The 21381-nt window shown below is 54.3% G+C and carries 17 protein-coding genes and 4 tRNA genes; 8 read left to right on the top strand and 13 right to left on the bottom strand.

The annotated features are described in order from the left end of the window. Positions 1 to 96 precede the first annotated feature (96 nt). The 4 genes from hrpA to ACT3TJ_RS10350 all read right to left on the bottom strand — a co-directional run bounded on the left by hrpA (position 97) and on the right by ACT3TJ_RS10350 (position 7469). On the bottom strand, positions 97 to 4101 hold the full coding sequence (gene hrpA, locus ACT3TJ_RS10365) for an ATP-dependent RNA helicase HrpA (RefSeq protein ID WP_444621913.1): 4005 nt from the start codon (positions 4099 to 4101) through the stop codon (positions 97 to 99). Between the two features lie 168 nt (positions 4102 to 4269). Continuing rightward, positions 4270 to 5955: an AMP-binding protein gene (locus tag ACT3TJ_RS10360; protein ID WP_193057114.1), complete on the bottom strand. Its 1686-nt coding sequence runs from the start codon at positions 5953 to 5955 to the stop codon at positions 4270 to 4272. A 272-nt stretch (positions 5956 to 6227) separates the two neighbouring features. Further along, a complete protein-coding gene (locus tag ACT3TJ_RS10355) occupies positions 6228 to 7007 on the bottom strand; it encodes a class II glutamine amidotransferase (protein ID WP_172117062.1) in 780 nt (259 codons plus the stop codon). 33 nt (positions 7008 to 7040) lie between these two features. Beyond that, the gene (locus tag ACT3TJ_RS10350) at positions 7041 to 7469 is read right to left on the bottom strand and encodes a hypothetical protein (protein ID WP_172117063.1); all 429 of its coding nucleotides are present in this window, start codon (positions 7467 to 7469) and stop codon (positions 7041 to 7043) included. Between the two features lie 62 nt (positions 7470 to 7531). Here ACT3TJ_RS10350 and ACT3TJ_RS10345 point away from each other — a divergent pair, with 62 nt between their 5' ends. Continuing rightward, the gene (locus tag ACT3TJ_RS10345; protein ID WP_193057121.1) at positions 7532 to 9634 is read left to right on the top strand and encodes a S9 family peptidase; all 2103 of its coding nucleotides are present in this window, start codon (positions 7532 to 7534) and stop codon (positions 9632 to 9634) included. 396 nt (positions 9635 to 10030) lie between these two features. Here the strand turns inward: ACT3TJ_RS10345 and ACT3TJ_RS10340 are convergent, their stop codons facing one another. The 8 genes from ACT3TJ_RS10340 to grxD form a co-directional block, all read right to left on the bottom strand. Beyond that, a complete protein-coding gene (locus ACT3TJ_RS10340) occupies positions 10031 to 10486 on the bottom strand; it encodes a YcgN family cysteine cluster protein (protein ID WP_172117064.1) in 456 nt (151 codons plus the stop codon). 2 nt (positions 10487 to 10488) lie between these two features. Beyond that, a complete protein-coding gene (locus tag ACT3TJ_RS10335; protein ID WP_193057113.1) occupies positions 10489 to 11088 on the bottom strand; it encodes an acyl carrier protein phosphodiesterase in 600 nt (199 codons plus the stop codon). Positions 11089 to 11096: 8 nt separating this feature from the next. Beyond that, a complete protein-coding gene (locus tag ACT3TJ_RS10330) occupies positions 11097 to 11399 on the bottom strand; it encodes a YcgL domain-containing protein (RefSeq protein ID WP_444665718.1) in 303 nt (100 codons plus the stop codon). Continuing rightward, positions 11396 to 12529, bottom strand: a complete 1134-nt coding sequence (gene rnd, locus ACT3TJ_RS10325; RefSeq protein ID WP_172117067.1) for a ribonuclease D — start codon at positions 12527 to 12529, stop codon at positions 11396 to 11398. The genes ACT3TJ_RS10330 and rnd overlap by 4 nt, the downstream gene beginning before the upstream one ends. 51 nt (positions 12530 to 12580) lie before the next feature. Then, a complete protein-coding gene (gene recR / locus ACT3TJ_RS10320) occupies positions 12581 to 13186 on the bottom strand; it encodes a recombination mediator RecR (RefSeq protein ID WP_172117068.1) in 606 nt (201 codons plus the stop codon). A gap of 3 nt (positions 13187 to 13189) precedes the next feature. Then, positions 13190 to 13516, bottom strand: coding sequence for a YbaB/EbfC family nucleoid-associated protein (locus ACT3TJ_RS10315; RefSeq protein ID WP_172117069.1), 327 nt, complete (start codon positions 13514 to 13516; stop codon positions 13190 to 13192). A 60-nt stretch (positions 13517 to 13576) separates the two neighbouring features. Continuing rightward, a complete protein-coding gene (gene dnaX, locus ACT3TJ_RS10310; RefSeq protein WP_193057111.1) occupies positions 13577 to 15676 on the bottom strand; it encodes a DNA polymerase III subunit gamma/tau in 2100 nt (699 codons plus the stop codon). A gap of 140 nt (positions 15677 to 15816) precedes the next feature. Beyond that, positions 15817 to 16167: a Grx4 family monothiol glutaredoxin gene (gene grxD, locus ACT3TJ_RS10305; RefSeq protein WP_172117071.1), complete on the bottom strand. Its 351-nt coding sequence runs from the start codon at positions 16165 to 16167 to the stop codon at positions 15817 to 15819. A 209-nt stretch (positions 16168 to 16376) separates the two neighbouring features. Between grxD and argF the strand changes: the two genes are divergently transcribed. Next, a complete protein-coding gene (argF, locus tag ACT3TJ_RS10300; RefSeq protein WP_193057110.1) occupies positions 16377 to 17297 on the top strand; it encodes an ornithine carbamoyltransferase in 921 nt (306 codons plus the stop codon). 160 nt (positions 17298 to 17457) lie between these two features. Here the strand turns inward: argF and ACT3TJ_RS10295 are convergent. After that, positions 17458 to 17530, bottom strand: a tRNA-Ala gene (locus tag ACT3TJ_RS10295). 180 nt (positions 17531 to 17710) lie between these two features. On the opposite strand from ACT3TJ_RS10295, the gene uvrY reads away from it, so the two are divergent. From uvrY to ACT3TJ_RS10265, 6 genes are all read left to right on the top strand, one after another. Further along, entirely contained in the window at positions 17711 to 18361 is a 651-nt protein-coding gene (uvrY, locus tag ACT3TJ_RS10290) for a UvrY/SirA/GacA family response regulator transcription factor (RefSeq protein ID WP_087106657.1), read from the top strand. Positions 18362 to 18403: 42 nt separating this feature from the next. Next, a complete protein-coding gene (uvrC, locus tag ACT3TJ_RS10285) occupies positions 18404 to 20218 on the top strand; it encodes an excinuclease ABC subunit UvrC (RefSeq protein WP_193057109.1) in 1815 nt (604 codons plus the stop codon). A gap of 97 nt (positions 20219 to 20315) precedes the next feature. After that, the gene (pgsA, locus tag ACT3TJ_RS10280; protein WP_087106661.1) at positions 20316 to 20864 is read left to right on the top strand and encodes a CDP-diacylglycerol--glycerol-3-phosphate 3-phosphatidyltransferase; all 549 of its coding nucleotides are present in this window, start codon (positions 20316 to 20318) and stop codon (positions 20862 to 20864) included. Positions 20865 to 20947: 83 nt separating this feature from the next. Further along, positions 20948 to 21022, top strand: a tRNA-Gly gene (locus tag ACT3TJ_RS10275). 85 nt (positions 21023 to 21107) lie between these two features. Next, positions 21108 to 21181 (top strand) — tRNA-Cys (locus ACT3TJ_RS10270). 36 nt (positions 21182 to 21217) lie between these two features. Then, a tRNA-Leu gene (locus ACT3TJ_RS10265) sits at positions 21218 to 21304 on the top strand. The last annotated feature ends 77 nt before the right edge of the window (positions 21305 to 21381 follow it).

The following is a 21381-nucleotide window of genomic DNA, read 5'->3' as shown; positions in this document are numbered from 1 at the left end:
CGGCTTTTGCCCCTATTGCTTGCTGTTTAGACTCAGGCCCAAGGCTCGCGCTTAATATTACTGTGTGCGTTATTTGCAGGGTTTACCAGTCATCTTTTAAACGCTAATTATTTCTTGCCAACGCTTTTCAAGGCGCTTTGCCGATACAGGCATCAGCGTTCCCAACTGCTGAGCAAAAAGGGAAACGCGAAGCTCCTGTATCCACCAGCCAAATTCCACCAACTCGGGATCTTCAACACGCCCCCGACGCTCGCTTTTACGCCGCGCATCAAAGCGAGTTTCAAGGGCCTGAACGTCATGCATCAGCATCTGGTCACGCCCGCGCTCACGTGCAGCTTTTTCAAGGCGGATGAGCGCGGCTTCGGTGTAACGAGGATACTCTGTCAGCCATTGGCCTGCATCACGAATGAACCCCGGGTAGACCAGCCGCTGCATCTGTACGCTGATATCGTTATACACTAGGGCAAGCGCAAAATTGAGCTTGCCTTTAAGCACTTTACTCACTGCCAAGTGACCTTTTAGCGCCGCCTCGACCTGCTCAAGCAGGGAAGTCGCGTAATCAACCAATTCTGCTTTGGTAGCGTCCAGGCGAGCGCTCAATTCGGCCGATGAGCGCGGCAAAGGATGCTGGGCAACGACTTGAGTAAAGACGGCTAACATCAGGTCATCCAGCAACGCTTGCTTGCTACCCACTTTGGCAAACAGCAGCGCGCATTTTTCAACACCGGGTAGGCGCTTAATCGCTTTTACCTGGTCAGGCTGTTTGGCAATTGCCAGCCGGGCAACGCCCTCTTGATGCGCCGCCAATGCCTTTGCCGGATGATCAAAAAGCGCGACCTTAAACTCACTGGCTTCAGCCACCAACGCCGGGTAGGCCTCGACACGAATGCCCGCCTGCGTAGTCACACGCGAATCAGGCAATGGCTCCTCAGGCAGGCCGTCAAGCGTAGGCGCCTGGTTTGCCTGCTCGGCCAACGCCTGGGCACCGGCACTGGCCGCCGCTTCAAAGCGCTGCTCCAGCGCTCTGACATCGCGCCCTTGACCCAGCAGCTCACCAGCATGATTGATGACTCGAATGTTCATAATCAGGTGGGCATCGAGTAAATCCAGCCGCCAGTCATCCGGATGAACACGCGTTGCGGTACGTCGACGTATAAATTCGCCCAATGCTTCTGTGAGCGGGCGCTGATCGGGCACCAGGGTTTCCAACGCTGCATCGACCCAATCAGGAATGGGTACCACCTGGCGGCGAATGCTTTTAGGCAGCGACTTTAAAAGCGCAATGCACTTTTCTCTTAAAAGCCCAGGCACCAACCACTCTAATGCGTGCACAGGCAATTGAGGCAGCATGGCGGCAGGTACGGTCAATGTAACGCCATCATCGTCTGCATTGGGATTAAAGTGATAACTCACCGGATAAGCCACCCCGGCAAGTGTTAAATGGTCAGGGTACTGCGCTTGGGTGACATCGGCGGCGTCACGCGCTTTCAGCGCATCCAGATCAAAATTCAACAGCGCAGGCGTCTGGCGTTCAGCCTGCTTACGCCAGTGCTCGAAGCCTTTACCATTGACAATGTCGTCTGGAATACGCGCGTCGTAAAACGCAAACAACGCCTCTTCATCGACCAGAATATCACGGCGGCGGGCGCGGTCTTCAAGCGCCTCCACTTCGTCAATGAGTGCGCGGTTATGAGCAAAAAACGCGCCCTGAGTCGTAAACTCGCCTTCCACCAGCGCACGACGGATAAACAGCTCGCGCGATTCTTTGGGGGCAATTGGCCCATAGTGCACACGCCGACGCGCGACAATAGGCAGGCCAAACAGCGTTACTTGCTCAAAAGCAACGACCTGCGCACGCTTTTGTTCCCAATGAGGCTCGCTATAGCTGCGTTTCACCAAGTGCTGAGCCTGCGGTTCGATCCACTGGGGATCGATCTTGGCAACGGTGCGTGCATACAGTTTTGTGGTTTCAATCAGCTCAAATGCCATTAGCCATTTGGGCGATTTTTTGGCGAGCCCCGAGCCGGGGTGAATCATGAATTTACGATTACGTGCGCCCAGGTACTCGCGATTTTCCACTACCGTGCCCAGGTTAGACAACAGGCCTGAAAGAAGCGCCTGGTGTAACTTACCTGAGGTCTTGCGTCTGGCCTGACGCGCCTGCTCTTCGCTCTCCTCGTCATTGCGCGGTAGCGGAGCGGGAACATCGATCTGCATATCGCGCAGCAACTGCCTAAGCTGACGGAACGTATCGTGCCATTCACGCATGCGCAGATAATTAATATAGTGCTCGCGACACCAGCGGCGCAGCTGATTGCCGGATAATGCTTCGCGGGCATTCTCAATGCCATGCCACAAGTTGAGCAGCGCGACAAAATCCGAATCCGGGTCGTGCCAACGCTGGTGCGCCTGATCGGCAGCCTGGCGTTTATCGGCCGGACGGTCTCGCGGGTCCTGAATGGCAAGCGCGGACACCACCACCAGCACATCACGCAGGCTACCGCGCTCCGCACCTGCTAACACCATCCGTGCCAAGCGCGGGTCGATGGGCAGTTTCGCTAACTTTCGCCCCAACTCGCTCAGGTGATGCTTTTCGTTGACCGCGCCCAGCTCAAACAATAGCCGAAAACCATCTTTTACAAAGCGGCTGTCCGGTGGGTCTACAAAGGGGAACGCTTCAATATCACCCAGTTTTAGCGCCAGCATCGACAGAATGACCGAGGCTAAATTGGTCCGCTGAATTTCAGGATCAGTAAAGGCTGGACGCGAGACGAAGTCCTCTTCGTCGTAAAGACGAATACACACCCCTTCTGCCACCCTACCGCAGCGCCCCTTGCGCTGATTGGCACTGGCCTGGCTTACCGGCTCAATCGGTAGGCGCTGAATTTTTGCCCGATAGCTGTAGCGGCTAATCCGGACAAGCCCCGGGTCCACCACATAACGAATGCCGGGCACCGTCAACGAGGTTTCCGCAACGTTAGTGGCCAACACAATGCGCCTTCCACGGTGGGCAGAAAAAACCCGGTTCTGCTCCTCATTGGAGAGACGTGCGTACAGCGGCAGTATTTCCGTCCCTTGCAAATCAGCCCGGCGTAACGTATCGGCTGTTTCACGAATTTCTCGCTCGCCTGGCAAAAATACCAGAACATCCCGGGGGCCATGTAGCCAGCCTTTTTCGCGCTCGATGGCTTCGATTTCGAGAACGGCGTGCAAAATCCCTTCTTGTAAGGTGCGATCCTCTTCATCTTCTTCATCACGCACCAAAGGGCGATAATGCACGTCGACCGGATACGTACGTCCTGATACCTCAACGACGGGTGCGGATGCTTTAGGCGTACCGAAATGCGCGGCAAAACGATCAACATCAATGGTTGCCGAGGTAATAATCACTTTAAGGTCAGGACGTTTAGGCAACAGCCTTTTTAAATAGCCCAGCAGAAAATCGATGTTCAGGCTACGTTCATGAGCTTCATCAATAATGATGGTGTCGTAGCGCAGCAACAAGGGATCGTGCTGGGTTTCAGCCAGCAAGATACCATCGGTCATTAGCTTCACTAACGTGGTGGGGCTACTTTGATCCGTAAAACGTACCTGATAGCCCACCTGCTCACCAAGCGGCACCTCAAGCTCTTCGGCCAGCCGCCCGGCAACACTGCGCGCCGCTAAACGCCGCGGCTGTGTATGACCGATAAGTCCTTTACGTCCACGGCCTAACTCCAGGCACATTTTGGGGAGCTGAGTCGTTTTGCCCGACCCGGTCTCCCCCGCCACTACCACCACCTGATGGTCACGAAGGGCGTTTAAAATATCTTCCCGACGCTCAACCACCGGCAACTCAGCCGGATAGTTAAAGGTCACCTTCAACGCCTCGCGCTGGTTAAACACTTGCTGTGCCCGGTGAATATCGCGCTCCACCTCGTGCAAACCGTGACCAATCGGCTTGTTGTCGCGCAGGCGACGCGCCAGCCCTGCTACGCGCCGCTCAAGGCGCTGGGCATCACGCAGCATAACGTTGCTTATGGTTTCATTAAGCGTAGCCAAGCGTTGATTATCGGTAAGATCAGAAGGCATATCGGTGGTCACGTTAGGCTCAGTTTCCATTCGTTATTGAAAAGCAGATGTACCAATGGATATCGGTAGGGCAAATAACTATTCGGCCCGCTACGCGAGCGGGCCGAATATTGTAACGCTTTCACCAACGCGACGCCTAACCAGTGGCGTAATCGCTCATCAGTGCGTTATCTATTTTCGTCACTATAGACGCTTCCTCTAACTATCTGCCTCACTGGCCGCAGGCTTATTTTCATCGCGCAGTTCACGACGCAATACTTTGCCCACATTGGTTTTGGGCAGTTCATCACGAAACTCGATGAACCTGGGCACTTTATAGCCGGTAAGTTCTTTTTTGCACCAGCTGCGCAGCGTTTCGGCATCCAACTGACTGTTTTTGGAGACGACAAACAGCTTGATGACTTCACCTGCGTCGTCGTCCGGCACACCGACTACCGCCGCTTCGATAATATCCGGATGGGCGGCGACCACGTCTTCCACCTCATTGGGGTAGACGTTAAAGCCCGACACCAGAATCATATCCTTCTTGCGGTCAACGATACGGATGTAGCCGTCATCCTGAAGCACGGCGATATCACCGGTATGGAACCAGCCGCCCTCATCGATGGAGTTACGGGTTTCATCGTCGCGCTGCCAGTATCCCTTCATCACTTGAGGGCCCTGCACGCAAAGCTCGCCCGGCTCGCCCAGAGCCACATCATTGCCATCAGCATCCACTACTTTTACCGAGGTGCCTGCAACGGGCTTACCGATCGTACCCAACTGAATAGCATCGGTTGGGTTAAAGCTCACAATTGGCGAGGTTTCTGTCAATCCATACCCCTCAGCAACTGGGCAACCTGTCGTTTGCTCCCAACGCTGGGCGGCTGCCTTGGTTAGTGCCATACCACCAGAAATAGTCAGCTTTAGATGGGAAAAATCGAGCTGCTTAAAGTCGTCACGATTACACAGCGCATTGAACAGCGTATTTAAGCCAATAAACGCTGTGAACTTTAGCCCTTTAAGCTCTTTTATAAAACTGTCCAGATCACGGGGGTTGGTAATCAGCAGCGAATGATTGCCCGACTCCATTAAAAACAGGCAGTTCACTGTAAAGGTGTAGATGTGATAAACCGGCAGTGGCGCTATTACTAACTCCTCGCCCACGTTTAGATGCGTACCAATAGCGGCACGCGCCTGCAGCATATTAGCAATCAAGTTACGGTGGGTTAGCATCGCCCCTTTTGGCAGGCCGGTTGTACCGCCGGTGTACTGCAGCGCGGCCAAATCATCCTGTTCTCGGCTTACCTCAGTGTGATTTAAAGAAGCGCCCTTCTTCAAAACATCACGAAAGCTTAACGCGGTGGGCAGCGAGTAGGCAGGCACCATCTTTTTCACATGCTTCACGACCGCATTAATCAACCACCGTTTGGGCAGGCCGTGCAGGTCTCCCAACTCGGTGACCAGCACATGTTTGATATCGGTTTTATCAACGACGTTTTCAAGCTTTTTAGCCATATTGGCTAATATCAACACAGCCTTGGCACCAGAATCCTTAAACTGGTGGGTCATCTCCCGCTCGGTGTAAAGCGGGTTGGTATTTACCACGACCAGACCTGCCCGCATGGCGCCAAACACCGCCACGGGGAATTGCAAGACATTGGGCAGTTGAATGGCGATCCGGTCGCCCGGCTTCAAATCAGTCTCGTGCTGAAGCCAAGCGGCAAAGTCTGCTGAAAGACGGTCAAGATCAGCAAAAGTAAGCGTTTTGCCCATGCAGCTAAAAGCAGGCTTTTGCTGATACCGGCTTACTGCCGCGTGAAAAACATCTGTGACAGAGTTGTACTTATCCAACCCTTCAAGCGCTGGGCCGCGTAAAATAGGCGCTGTGGCGTGTTCGCTCATGGGCAATCTCCGCTATCCATGTCGATGTTATAACCGACCTTGTTATTGTCGCGAGGCAAGAGGGCCAACGATATACGACCCCAGACATGCTGTAAAACGATCGATTGAAACTTGTGTTTCAACTTTAGCCGATAAAGGGCCGAGCTCTTAACTTTCCTCCTAACCTTCCTCCCATCTTTTCTAAATGTCTACGTAACAATGTAGCGTAATGGGCAGTTCTTATGGACAGTTCTTATAGACAGTTCTTATGGCCAGTTCTTATGGACAAGCCCTTATGGACAGTAACGCGCCTCGATTTCTCCTTCACGCCACACTAAAAGCTCGCCGGGCACCATGGTGCACCAGGCTTCATTGTGGGTTAGCGGCTCGGTGGCTATAACAGAAACCACATCATTGGGTGTCGTGTGCTCGGCAAAATTAACCGTAAGTTCGGCATCAGAAAGCTCGGCATCACCAAAGGGTGCTCGCCGGGTAATATGCGCAAGCTTCGTCGAGCAGTAGGTATAGAGATACTGACCATCGGACAGCAACAAGTTAAACACGCCCAAAGCACGTAGCTGTTCACATCGTGCATGCAGCGTCTCCCATAAAGATTCAGGCGATGCCGGGGCCGTTGGAAAAGCGTCTCGCAGTTGACCCATTAGCCAACAAAAAGCATGTTCGCTATCGGTATTGCCAACCGGCGTGTACACCCCCAACGGTAAGTGCTGCCATTCGCTTAGCTGACCATTGTGCGCATAGCACCAAGGGCGGCCCCACATTTCACGCGTAAAAGGGTGAGTATTCGCCAGGCGCACACCGCCAACGTTTGCTTGGCGGATATGGCTAATCACTACGTTTGATTTAATCGGGTAGTCGCAGATTAGCCGTGCGATGGGCGAGTTGACAGAAGGATGCGGGTCACGAAACTCGCGGTACCCGCCCTCTTCATAAAAAGCGATACCCCACCCGTCGCGGTGCGGCCCAGTGCCGCCACCACGATGTAAAAAGCCTGAAAAACTAAAGCAGATATCGGTCGGGACGTTAGCGCTCATCCCCAACAGCTCACACATAACCGCGCCTCCTTCCGCTTTTCATTATCTGCATTAACCAATAACCGGTTCGCGACGACGCGTAGGCTGTGGGTCTTCAGCTTCCTCCTGTTTCACGCGCTTGGCGGGCGGCGCACTTGGCGGCCGACGCCACCACCAGAGAGCGATGCCTATCGCTGCGCCGATAGCAATCCCAGCGACCAGGCACAACAGGCTGCCACGCAGCGCATTAACGTTATGCTCAAGAAAACCAACCGCGGCCACCATCGCCGCAGGCGCCCAACCGGTATAGAACTCACCCTCTTCTACTAGCGGTAGACGAAACATCGCTGGCGTCCACATGGCGCCCGCCATTCCCCACGTCACCACCAGGCGCGGCAAACGCGGTAGAAACGCCACCGCAAAATAGATGGCAATGACGACCAGCAGCGAAATACCGTAATAACTTAGCCACAGCTGTGACATTGAACCTGTAAACAGCATAATACCCCTCATGTGGGTGCATGCACCCGACGTTAATTTCCCGCTATGGTACCTATCAATTTATGAAAGCACAGCCAGACACGCTCGCAGGCTCACCCGTCGCGCGCTATTATCGCGCTAATGATCCCAAATGGCACTGGTTGGAAGCACGAGATTCGCCTGATGTTAGCGCATTTTTAGAAGCCGCCAACCAGCAGCAGGCCCAATGGTTTGCACCGCTGGCTCCGCTGGCCGAAACGCTCTATAAAAGCCATCTTGCGCGCCGTGAGCTTGCCGTCACCAGCCTTGAGACAGCGCTTGACCACTTTACGTTCTGGAGCGAGACCGGCGCCGACGATGATTACCCTCACTGGTGGCGTTTCCCAAACGGGCAACCGGCACAGCGTGAATGTTTTTTTGATGTTCAAGCCCGTGCTGCGGATGAAGAATTTTATGACATGGGCGATATGGCACTCTCTCCTGACGAGCAGTGGCTCGCCTGGACAGAGGACACACAAGGAGACGAGCGCTACACGCTTTGGATAAAATCGCTGCCCAGCGGCGAGCCTGTCTCTCTGCTCAGCGATATTGGTGCGGGCTTATGTTGGGCTGAAGACCAGACAGCAAGCTCGGCAACTCTCTTTTTTACTCGATTTGATGCAACCCAACGCCCTGACAGTATTTGGCAAGTATCGCTCCCTTTTAACGCACCTGCACAGCACTCAGCGCCTACTCTGGTGCTGCGTGAAAAGGACCCTGAGTTTTGGCTGGGCATTGGCAAAACCCGCTCGCGCCAGTGGTTACTGATCGAAAGCGGCTCGAAAGATACCAACGAGATTTACGCGCTGCCCGCGCATCGGCCATCGGCCGTGCCACTCTGTGTGCAGCCCCGTCAATCCGGCGTTGAGTACACGATTGATCACCGGCCAGGCACCTTTTACCGCGTCCATAACCAGACAAGCGCGCATTTTCAGCTCGACTTCCTGGACGAACCAGCCCTGGGCAACCCTGAAGCACGCTGGCAGCCGCTTATTGCGCCGCGCGATGACACCACACTGGAAGGTATTGATGCGTTTTCCTGGGGGCTGATTATCGCAGAGCGCGACCATACCCAAGCGCAGGTAGTGCTGCGTCGCTGGGTGTTGGATGCACAGCATCATCGCTTGGTTGACGACTACCTTAGCCTGCCAGAGCAACCTTGTTCCCAATCACTTGAAGATGCGCCGCATTTTGACACCCAGGAATTACGCTTACGCGAGGAGTCCTTTACACAGCCCCCCAGCTGGTTTGCGCTTGATCTTGCCAATGGCGAGCGAACACTCCTTAAGCGCGTTCCCGTTTATGGTGGTTTAACACCGGAGCAGTTGGTAAGCCGCCGAATATGGGCCACCAGCGCAGATGGCGAGCAAGTACCGGTCTCTATCGTAATGCGTGCGGACCTGGTCGGCGAGCCATTACCCACGCTACTTTATGGCTACGGTGCTTACGGGGAAGCGCTTGACCCGTGGTTTTCTATTGCCCGCCTGGAGTTGCTTGAACGCGGCGCCGCGTTTGCAGTTGCCCATGTGCGCGGCGGTGGCGAGCGGGGTGAACCCTGGTACTTGCAGGGTAAAATGGCGCACAAAGAGAATAGCTTTAACGACTTTCTGGCCGCGCGGGATGCGCTGGTGGAGTGCGGAGTAAGTGATCCTGCGCGAGTAGTCGCTTACGGCGCCAGCGCTGGCGGTTTATTGGTCGGCACGTGTGTTAATCGTGCTCCCAAGGCTTTTTGTGCCGCTGTGCTTGATGTGCCGTTTTTGGATGTCTTACGCACGATGCAAAACCCCGAACTTCCCCTAACCACCGCTGAGTACAGCGAATGGGGAAACCCCGAAACACCCGAAGTGGCCGAACGCATTCGTCACTACTCGCCCATGGACAATATAACGGCCCAAGAGTATCCCGCGCTTTGGATTGAAGGCAGTTGGTTTGATACACGGGTGAGCTACTGGGAGCCTGCCAAATATTACGCGCAAGTCACCCAACAGCAGCTAGGCAGCGCCCCTGTTTTGATGCATACCGATATGAGCAGCGGGCATGGCGGTGCATCCGGCCGATTTAAAGCGTGGCAAGATACCGCTAGGCAGGACGCGTTTATCCTTTGGGCATTGGGGTTAGCCGCCGATTTCAAGGATAGCGCCATCTAAGCAGCCCACTGCTTTAAACCTCCCACCGTTAGGCAGCCTTCGCGCTGCCTTTTATTTTTTTGAAAATACTTTCCACAAAAACCATTTTGCTTCATACTCAACTTTAGTCGAATGCTTTTACCTTTACTATTGGAGCAAGCAATGAAGCACCAGGACCACTTCCCAACCATTTGGGACATGCCGCTTAAGCAACCGTCCGCCAAGCCGAATAAAAACAGAGCAGCTAAAAACAGAGCGGCTCAACCATCCTTGTTCAAAGGCATAATGCTTGCCTTAAGAAATATAGCCAAGCACAAGCCCGTCGCCTAACGATCACGTCAGGCTGGATATTTGTGTGGACCGGCTTAATGTCGTCAAAAAGGAGAGGGCTGGGGCTGCCACTTGCAGGATGGTTACTTACATGGGCAGTACAGCAATAATGTGGGATTCAAGTTCTCGTTCAGGCACATCATCCTGAGAGACCGCAAAGCTACGCACGCTGATGCCTTTACGGTGCACGCGCTCGGCATCATTACTCAGCAGCGGATGCCAGCCAGCTAACTTCCGCCCTTCGGATACTCGGCGATACGCGCACGAAGCGGGCAGCCAGGTAAACTCTTTTACCAGTGCAGGCGTCAGTTGGGTGCAGTCAGGCACACTATCAAAGCGATTCGGGTAATCACTGCATTGGCAGCTTTGAATATCCAGCAGGCGGCAGGCGACGTTCAAGACAGCCAGCTCCTGCGTTTCATCATCATGTAGCTTTAACAGGCAACACTGCCCGCAGCCATCGCAAAGTGCCTCCCACTCTTGCGGGGTAAGCTCTTCCAGCGTGTAACGCTCCCAAAAGCGCTCGCGCATTCCGGTTTCCATCCTTACTCCTCTTGCGGGTTATACGCGTAATTTACAGCCCCATCGCTGCTTAACGTGGCGCTTAACGCTGGCCATAGCGAATGATAATCCGCTTCCAGTAAACGATAGTCGCTTTGCAGCCAAGGGATGAGTTCAGCAAGCCGATTTGGTCCTGACAAGCGCTGACCAAGACCCGCAACTGCCTTGCAGGTAAAATCAAAATCGGCGTAATTTCTTAGCCAATCGTGCTTGATCATAAAGGGCATCATCCCCTCCAGCCGATTGGGCGCCGGTCTCGCTGACAACAGGCGATAACAGCGCTCTACCATTTGCTGCTGCTCAAGCAAGCCGGCCTTATCTCGCGCTAAAAAATGATCCCACACAATATCCAGCGCAATACCAGCGTAGCGTCGCTTACCTGCAGGCGCCCGATGTTTCGCATTTAGCACGCTTGGATGCTGGTCGACCCAGGCATCCACTTTACGGTGATGCTGTATGCCGCTCGCGACATCCGCTGGCCAATCACCCAGATGGCTACCTTTAACACCATCGGCAATCAGGTTGCCGTAAAGAAAATCATCACTCCCTTCACAGGCAAGCCAGGCATGGGCCAGGAAATTCACGGTAGCGGCTACTGCGCCGCATCGCGCGCGTTTAATTGCGCGCGATGTACATCAAGCAAGTAATCCTCTTTTGCAGGCGGCATCTGCAGATATAAACCCTGCTCATCAATAGCGGCTATAACGTCATCCACATTTACTCGGGCCAGTTTTTTATCGGCGGTGAGAATCATGGTGAATACCGCGACGGGCTTTCCAAACGTTGCGAGCAGCGCCTCAGGAACGGGCGTGAGCCCTTTGCGCTTATCAACGTATAAATACATTTCATCTTTTCGCGAGCTTTTAAAAATCTCACAAAGCAGCTTGTCACTCATTTAGACAACTCCTTTAATGCCTGCTCAAGCTCATCGGCCAAACATTCGCCCCGCCATCCTTGTGGCAGAGTTAAAGGCTGGCTTGCCATGTCCTGCATGACCAACGCCTCAATATCACGGCGGCGCATCAACACTTCAGACGCCATGCCAAGCCCGGCCGCTTTCGTGTTAATAACGGATTTTAGGGCTTTGAAACGTTGTTTAAAGGCGGGCTGCATCGGGTCCGGCCAGCGCGCCAACAGCTCATTTTCGTCGCAGTGCTGGGCCTTTTTAACCATTGCCAATAGCGTGTCGCCCTCTTTTTTGACCAACGCTGGCTTAAAGCCTTCCACCTCGGCCAACTCATAGCGATTTTTCGGCATGGCGTCAGCAGCTGCAAACAGCAACTTGTCACTAATAAGCCAATTGCGCGGCAAATTACGCCGCCGTGTTTCGCCTTCCCGCCAAATGGTCATCAGCCGATAAGCCTCTAATTGGCGCGGATCAAGCCGCCATAGCTGACGGTGACGGGCGTACCACTGGCCATCCGCTTCAACGCTGCGCCCGGCCTGTTCGATCAAACTGGCACACTCTTCATGCAGCCATTGGCCGCGGCCTAACCCTTCCAGTCGTTCAGCCTGATGCGCCCATACTTGAAGCAGGTAAATAACATCCAACGCCGCATAGTCACACTGAGAGGGCGTCAAAGGCCGCTCTAGCCAGTTGGAGCGCGTCTCCTCTTTGGGCAGCGTTTCGCCTATCCAAAACTCCACCAGCTTTTGATACCCCATCGAGGGCACTTCACCGAGAAACCCTTGAGCAACCTGCGTATCCACCAATGGCGTTGGTAACACCCCGGCCCAATGCTGAAAAACTTCTAAATCTTCACTACACGCATGCAGCAGTTTAATGGCGCTATTTTGCAGTAACTGCCGAAAGGCAGGCGTGCAGGACGTGGCCAGCGGGTCAACCAAGTACGCAACGTCCCCGGCAGCAAATTGAATTAATGCAGGGACGGGGAAAAACGTGTTTTCACGGAAAAACTCTGTATCCAGCGCGATGACAGGGGCGTTGGCCACTTGTGCGCAGGCCGCATCAAGCGCCTCGGGGCTGTCAATCCACTGGTATACGGGGGAGGCTAGAGAAGACAAAGCATACTTCCAGGTTGCTACAACCGCGATTGCGCTTGCAATGTTGATGGGTTAATCGCTGGTAAAGGGCTGTCGGCCATTAAACGCACGGCTTAAGGTACCGCCATCGACATACTCAAGCTCACCACCCATAGGAACACCATAAGCTAAACGTGAAAACTTCACGCCGTAGTGGGCCAATTGAGCGGCGATATAGTGCGCGGTTGCTTCACCTTCGACGGTTGGGTTGGTCGCCAGTACAATTTCTTCGATATGGCCTTCTGCTACACGCGTTTCCAACTGCTCAAGCCCAATCGCGTCAGGACCGATACCATCCAAAGGCGACAAGTGCCCATGAAGCACAAAATAGCGGCCCTGAAAGCCACCCGCTTCCTCAATCGCCAGCTGATCAGCGGGTGACTCAACCACACACAATAAGGCATCGTCGCGGCGAGGCGTTTCGCATATCGCGCAAATATCAGCTTCGGTCAGCGTGCGACAGCGCTGACAGTAGCCGACCTCGTCAATCGCTTTTTGAATGACCGAAGCAAGACGCTGACCGCCTGCCCGCTCACGCTCAAGCAAATGCATTGCCATACGCTGGGCCGTCTTCGGCCCAACCCCTGGCAACACACGAAACGCATCCATCAGTTGTTCAATAAGAGGAGAAAATCGCATTACTTAGAACGGCATCTTGAAACCAGGCGGCAGGTTCAATCCAGCCGTTGCTTCTTCCATCCGAGCTTTAGAGTTTGTTTCAACTTTACGTACAGCATCATTCACCGCGGCGGCTAAAAGATCTTCAAGCAGCTCTTTATCTTCTTCCATTACGCTTGGATCGATGCTGACCTGACTCACGTCATGGCGTCCGTTCATGGTGACTTTAACCATGCCTGCGCCGGCTTCACCGTATACTTCTGACTGAGCGGCTTCTTCCTGAATGCGCTGCATTTTTTCCTGCATCTCTTGGGCTTGCTTCATCAAGTTGCCCATTCCACCTTTCAACATGGTGTGCTCTCCTGGCTAATTAAAGACGGGGTTGTTAAAAAACGAGTATCCGGTGCAATGCTAACGCTTGGCGGCCGCGGGCTTGACGGTTGATTCTATCAGCGTCGCACCAAACGCCTGCTGTAACTTCTGTATATTGGGATCGTGGTTCAAGAGATCAACAGCCTGCGCATGCTGCTCTTGATTCAACCGCTCTTCACGCTGACGCGGTGTCTCACTCTGTGTCGACAGCTCGGCCACCACGAATTCGACCCGGCGCGGCACCCCTTGTTCACTTAATGCGCGCTCGATGCGCGTTTTATGAATCTCTGCCTGCATGGCCGCCTGACTTGGATCCAGGCGCAGCGTCAACGTATTGCCATCGTCGCTCTCCAGCAGACAGTTCGCCGCCAAACTGCGCGTTAAGCCGCCCAAGCCTAAAGAATCAAAGCATAGCAGCCATTTTGCATGGTCCAGCACTTCATTGCCGACGTCAGCGATGGGCGCTGTCTGCCCAGGGGCTGGCACGGCTTCTGACTCAGAGGTTGATACCGGCGCTGAAGCCAACACAGCCTCTGAAGCGGGTGCTTTGCGAACACTTGGCGAAGGCACTTCCGCTTGGCCGCTTTCATGTGCTTCGGCTTGCTCTACGTCATCAAGTGACCATGGCGGCGGCATTGGGCTATCCGCAGAAGGCACCTCGTTACCGCCTACCTTAAAGCCCGTTGAATCCATTTGCATAGCAGGACTATCGCCAGGTGCTTCCCCTTCAACACGTGTATCAGACGCTGGCTGCTGGGCATGTTTTTTTTCGAGCTCTGCTTGCGGCGTGTCTATATAGTCTGTGTCTGCCTTTGGCTGATCCCCAGTCCCTGGTACGGGAGCAGCGGGTAAAGAGCTAACCGCAGACGCGGCAGACGCTTCGGGCTCTGGTTGAACATAATTGCTGGCCGAGGCTGAAGCAGGTGGCTGAGGCGCCGTACTGGCTGGCGCTGCGCCCTGCCCCATGCTTTGACTGCCCTCCGACCCTGTTGGCTCAGCACGCAGCGGTAGCGGCGTGCGGGGCGGCTTGGGCACGCCCTGCGGCCGGAACGCCAGCATGCGCAGTAGCGTCATTTCCAGCGCACTGCGCAAGTCAGGCGCGTGTGCCATATCGCCTCGGCCTTGAAGCCCTATCTGGTAGTAGAGCTGAATATCTTCAGCGGTAAAGCGGCTGGCGAGCTGTAAAATAGCCTCTCGATCACCATGACTGTTATTCACGGCGTCCGGCACCATTTGGGCAACGGCGAGACGGTGCAAAATAGCCGACAGCTCGTCTAGCACGGCAGCAAAATCAGGGCCCTGTTCTGCCAACTGTGCTACTTCAGCCAGCAGTTGCTGCACATCTACATCCGCCAGCGCGCTTACCAGCGCTAAAATATGCCGGTGATCCAGGGTTCCCAGCATCGCCGCTACATCGGCATGACGGACGGCGCCCTGCCCAAAGGCAATCGCCTGGTCGGTCAGGCTCATGGCATCACGCATTGAGCCTTCAGCTGCTTTGCCTAATAGCCATAGCGCGCTTTCATCGAAGGCCACGCCCTCTTCACCCAGTACATAGGTGAGATGCTCAACAACTCGCTCAGGCGGCATGTGTTTAAGCGTGAACTGAAGGCAGCGCGACAGCACCGTTGCAGGCAGCTTTTGCGGATCAGTAGTGGCAAGCAGAAACTTAACGTGAGGAGGCGGCTCTTCCAGCGTTTTCAATAGCGCGTTAAAACTGCTGGTTGAAAGCATGTGCACCTCATCAATCAGGTACACCTTGTAACGCCCCTGGGTGGGCGCGTACTGCACGTTATCCAGTAATTCGCGGGTATCTTCTACCTTGGTGCGCGACGCCGCATCGACTTCGATCAAGTCGACAAAACGCCCTTCATCAATGGCTACGCAGCTATCGCACTGACCACACGGTGTTGAGGTAATGCCCTCATCGCCGCGCCCGTTAGCTGTGCAGTTCAAGCATTTGGCCAATATGCGGGCAAGTGTGGTTTTGCCGACACCGCGGGTGCCGGTAAATAAATAGGCGTGGTGAAGACGCCCCTGGTCAAGCGCATTGACCAAGGCGCGCTGAACATGGGCCTGACCCACGAGTTCGTGGAATGTACGTGGTCGCCACTTGCGGGCCAGAACCTGATAGCTCATTGAGCAATACTTCCTTCGGCGGGCTGTCCTGATGATGCATCTTTCAATAACAGCAGGTGCCACAATGCGTGATAAAACGCCATTCTAGCGGCTACGCCGCAGCCCGCCAACCGCCCGAGCGAGGAACTCGGGCGTTATCGTTAGGCGTTATCTGCACCGTCTTCCGCACCTGCCCGCTGGGCAGCTTCTTTAACCAGCTTTTCGAGCTCGCCGTTTTGATGCATTTCCACGACGATATCGCAGCCACCGACCAGCTCACCTTCAACCCACAGCTGCGGGAAAGTAGGCCAATTGGCGATTTTAGGCAGCTCAGCACGGATATCCGGGTTATCCAAAATATTAACGAACGCAAAGCGCTCACCGCAGTTCATCAAGGCCTGGACCGTCTGGGCTGAGAAGCCACACTGCGGCAGCTGAGGCGAGCCTTTCATGTAAAGCAAAATGGGATTTTCGCTAATTTGACGCTGAATATTTTCGGCTGTTGTGCTCATAAAAGTACTCCTTAAGTAAAGAACTAGCGCAACGAAGGTCAGTATACGCACGAAATAAACCGTAGATCACCCAGGCGCCTGACGCCTGCCTTAATACCTGAGTACGGTACTCGGCCTTAATCTTTGGAGGCCATTCTACGCGTGCCGTTCGCGTTGCGCATCCCCCGCCGCCTCGCTAGGATGGTGTTTTTACGCGGAGAGAAGCAACCATGGCGACACGCCATTTCCTTACCCTGCTGGATTTGACGCCTGATGAACTGAGTTATTTGATTCAGCGTGCCATTAAAATTAAAACAGATCTTAAAGCCAACGGGCCGGAGTATGCGCCGCTGGCGAACCGAACGCTGGCGATGATCTTTGAAAAATCGTCGACACGTACACGCGTATCGTTTGAAACCGGCATGGCGCAATTTGGCGGGCACGCGCTGTTCTTATCTCCGCGCGACACTCAGTTAGGGCGCGGCGAGCCAATCGAAGACACCGCTCGCGTGCTTTCCGAGATGGTCGATGCCGTTATGATCCGCACCTTCTCTCATGCGGGCCTTGAAACCTATGCCAGCGCCAGCAGCGTTCCCGTCATTAACGCGTTAAGCGATGACTATCACCCCTGCCAGCTACTGGCCGATGTGATGACCTGGACCGAGCTACGCGGAAGCGTTAAGGGCCGCACCGCCGTCTGGATTGGCGACGGCAACAACATGTGTCACTCGTGGATTAACGCGGCGCGCCAGTTTGATTTCCATCTTCGCATTTGCTGCCCGAAAGGCTACGAACCACGCGCCGACATCATGGAGGCCGCTGGGGATCATGTCACACTAATGCACGACCCGCAGGCAGCCATTCAGGGCGTAGACCTGGTGACCACCGATGTTTGGGCGTCCATGGGTCAAGAGGAAGAGCAGGCCAAGCGTGAAGCGGATTTTTCCGGCTTCCAGGTCACAGAAACCATGCTGGATCAGGCGCAAAGCGATGTACTGTTCTTACACTGTCTGCCTGCACACCGTGGCGAAGAGATCAGCCATACGCTGCTTGATGACCCCCGCGCAGTGGTGTGGCAAGAAGCTGGAAACCGCTTGCACGCGCAAAAGGCGTTAATCGAGTTTTTACTGCTTGGCCAGGTTAGCGAATAAACCCGCATCAATAGCCACCAAAGAACCCTGTTTGGTGGCTATTGATATTGATGTTTTGCATCAGATGGCGAGTTTTAGGCAACTATCACCCAAGAGCCATTGATACACACATACGAAAAAGCCTCGCTATGAATAGCGAGGCTTTTTCGATTAATTCTGCTGGAGCCTAGCGGGATCGAACCGCTGACCTCAACACTGCCAGTGTTGCGCTCTCCCAGCTGAGCTAAGGCCCCAATGCCGTCGCCCTTACGGACTAAGCGAGGCGCATGCTATTATGAAACCGGACCAAGGTCAAGAACCCATTCAAATACGCATTTGCTAATTCTACTTTATAGTCAGCTGTGGCACTCTATGGGTCAGCGTCAGAGGCTACCTTCTGAGCCCACTATGTTTCCACGCAGGAGCCAGCCCCCTTGATCAACGTTCTAATCGCCGATGATCATCATCTGGTAAGAACCAGTATTGCTCATCTGCTAAATGAAGAGAGCGATATCAAAATTGTCGGTGAGGTCGACGATGGCGAAAGCGCAGTCACCCAGTGCCGTCATTTAAAACCGGACATTGTCCTGATGGACATACGCATGCCGGGGATAGGCGGGCTGGAAGCAACGCGCCGCATCCATCGTACGATGGAAGATATCAAGGTACTGATCTTAACGGCGCACATGGAAGACAGCGTACTACGCCGCATGTTGGAGGCTGGCGCATCAGGGTTTTTAAGCAAGGGCGCCGGCGCAACAGAAATGACCGATGCGATCCGCCAGGTATTTCATGGTCGTCGCTACGTCAGCCAAGAGATAGCCCAGCGCTTGGCCTTGTCTCACTTTACTAACGAAGACAACCCGTTTAGCCATCTCTCCCATCGCGAGCTACAAATTGCATTAATGATCGTCAACTGTCAGCGCGTTCAGGATATTTCTGACCGCTTGCATTTGAGTCCCAAAACCGTGAATACATACCGCTATCGGCTATTTGATAAACTTCAGGTGGCCACCGATGTCGAACTGACACACCTGGCACTACGTCATGGGCTAGTGGATGGCTTTGACGCCAGTCAGGGATAAACCTAACATCCTTAGCCACTCCTCGGCGTTCGATACGGTGCAATGACATTTAATGCAAAACAGTTTTTAAGCTCGGTAAGCACCTCCCCCGGCGTTTACCGTATGCTTGATGAACACAGCGATACGCTCTATGTAGGCAAAGCGAAACGCTTAAAAGCCCGCCTTGCCAGCTATTTTCGTGGCCAGCTGAACACTAAAACGCAGGCGATGGTGGCACGGATTGCGGATATTCAAATCACCGTAACCCGCAGCGAAACCGAGGCACTGCTCCTTGAGCAAACCCTGATCAAGGAGCTTCGCCCACCCTACAATATTTTATTACGGGATGATAAGTCCTACCCGTTTATCTTCGTCACCGACCGCCACAACTATCCCAGACTTGAATATAAACGCGCACGTCAACGGCGTGACGACGGCCGCTATTTGGGCCCCTATCCCAGCAGCGGCGCGGTACGCGAAAGCCTGTCACTCATGCAAAAAATCTTCCGCATTCGCAACTGCGAAGACAGTGTTTTTGCCCATCGCTCTCGTCCGTGCCTACAGCATCAAATCCAGCGCTGTAGCGCTCCTTGCGTAGACTACATTGCAGAAGAGGATTACCGCCGCGACGTTGAACACGCCGTTATGTGTCTGGAAGGCAAAAGTGAGCACGTAACCCAAGCGCTGACCGAGGCGATGGAAGCCGCCAGCCAAGACCTGGATTTTGAGGAGGCTGCCCGCTTCCGTGACCAGATACAGCAATTACGCCAGCTACAGCAGCGCCAGTTTGTCGATAACCAGAACGGCGATGCCGATATTTTCGCGCTCGCCCAACGGCCAGGCGCGCTAGGCGTTTCGGTGTTAAGCGTTCGCGATGGGCGCATGCTCGGCGCCCGCCACCATGCGCCCAAAAACGGTCTAGACCTTTCCCCAGAAACCCTACTGACCGAGGTGGTGAGCCAGTACTATTTTGGCCAGCCGCATAACGTGCCCAGTGAAGTCATTACCAGCCATGCGCTGGATGACAGCGACCTGATTGCCGAGGCGCTCACACAGCAAGCGGGCAAGCGTATTCGTGTGACAAGCCAGGTACGCGGGCATCGCGCCCAGTGGCAGCAACTGGCGATGACCAATGCTGAGCAGCAGTTAGCGTCTCAATTGGCGAACCATACGCAGCTCACCCAACGCTTTGCAGCGCTTCAGAAAGCACTGGGCCTTGAATCCATGCCCGAACGGCTTGAGTGTTTCGATATCAGCCATAGCCAGGGTGAAGCCACCGTGGCCTCCTGCGTGGTCTTTGACCATCAAGGACCGCGCAAGAGCGACTATCGCCATTTCCGCATAGAAGGCGTGGCGGCGGGCGATGATTACGCCGCCATGCAGCAAGCGCTGACGCGAAGGCTGAAACGCGTAGAAAGCGGCGAAGCCATCGCCCCGGATATTGTGATTGTCGATGGCGGCAAAGGTCAGCTTAATATGGCCCGAGAGGTGCTCAACCAACTCGGCATTACCACGATCATTTTGCTAGGCGTTGCCAAAGGCACCACACGCAAAGCCGGGCTTGAGACACTCTTTTTGGAAACATCGGATAACCCACTTCCCTTGGATCCCGCGTCCCCTGCTCTGCACTTAATTCAGCATATCCGGGATGAATCGCACCGTTTTGCAATTGCAGGCCACCGAGCCCAGCGCGACAAGGCCAGGCGCACTTCTACTCTGCAAGACATTCCCGGCATTGGTCCTAAACGGCGCCGTGAGTTGTTACGTTTTTTTGGCGGATTGCAAGGTGTGCAGAAAGCGAGCCGCGCCGAGCTGGCAAGAGTCCCTGGCATTAGCGCCGCACTTGCAGAGAGTATTTATTTGGCCCTGAATGGATAAACCACCATTGGGCATAGATGCTAGTCGCTAAGGCGGATAGAATAGCCTTTACTACATTTCGAATTTAATGACTCTCCGGTAAGGATCGCCAGTCGCGATGAATATACCCAACGTACTTACACTGGCAAGAGTTGCCTTTATTCCCTTGCTCGTTGTGCTGTTCTACTTGCCTTTTAATTGGAGCATGCCGCTGGCGGCTGGCCTTTTTGCGCTAGCCTCGATGACCGATTGGCTAGATGGCTATTTGGCCCGCCGCTGGAATCAGTCAACACCCTTTGGCGCTTTCTTAGACCCAGTGGCCGACAAACTAATGGTCGTTGTGGCACTCGCGCTGCTGATTGAGCGCTACGACACACTCATTCTGACCTTGCCTGCGCTTGTCATTATTGGCCGTGAAATCGTCATATCGGCCCTGCGCGAATGGATGGCAGAAATGGGCAAGCGGGGTTTGGTCGCGGTTTCCTGGATAGGCAAGCTTAAAACCACGCTCCAGATGGTGGCCCTGCTGATCCTTTTGGCGCTGCCGCCCACACACGAGATCGCCCTACTGGGTGTGGTAGTGCTGTACGTCGCTGCGGCCTTAACGCTTTGGTCCATGATCCAATATTTAAAGGCTGCCTGGCCGCACCTTAGCCGCTCCATGTAAGCAGTTGATTCCTCGAAGGGGATGTTTGCATCATTGATGATTGACAACCGCTCAACGATGCGTATAATTCGCCCTCGAGTCGAGCGGGAATAGCTCAGTGGTAGAGCATCGCCTTGCCAAGGCGAGGGTCGAGAGTTCGAATCTCTTTTCCCGCTCCAACTTGGATTGTGCGGCAAGCAGGTTAGGTCGAGAGCTGGAACGCCAGCCCGGTCGAATCTATCTTCCCACTCCATCGACTCTTTAGGCTGGATGGCAGAGTGGTTATGCAGCGGACTGCAACTCCGTGTACGCCGGTTCGATTCCGACTCCAGCCTCCACTTTTGTGTTAAGTGCAACGATACACCAATTGCACTGCCCGGATGGCGAAATTGGTAGACGCAAGAGACTTAAAATCTCTCGGAGGTAACTCCGTGCCGGTTCAAGTCCGGCTCCGGGCACCATTGTTTTTATCTCCCCTTATGACTTTATTATCTGCGAGATCATTTTGATCGACGCGGATTTTTTTGCGTCCATACAT

Origin of the sequence: Halomonas sp. AOP30-A1-24 (assembly GCF_052378165.1) — a bacterium.
GTDB classification, from domain to species: Bacteria; Pseudomonadota; Gammaproteobacteria; order Pseudomonadales; family Halomonadaceae; genus Vreelandella; species Vreelandella citrativorans.
The sequence above is the reverse complement of the archived record's forward strand: the minus strand, read 5'-3'. Positions and strand labels throughout refer to the sequence as shown.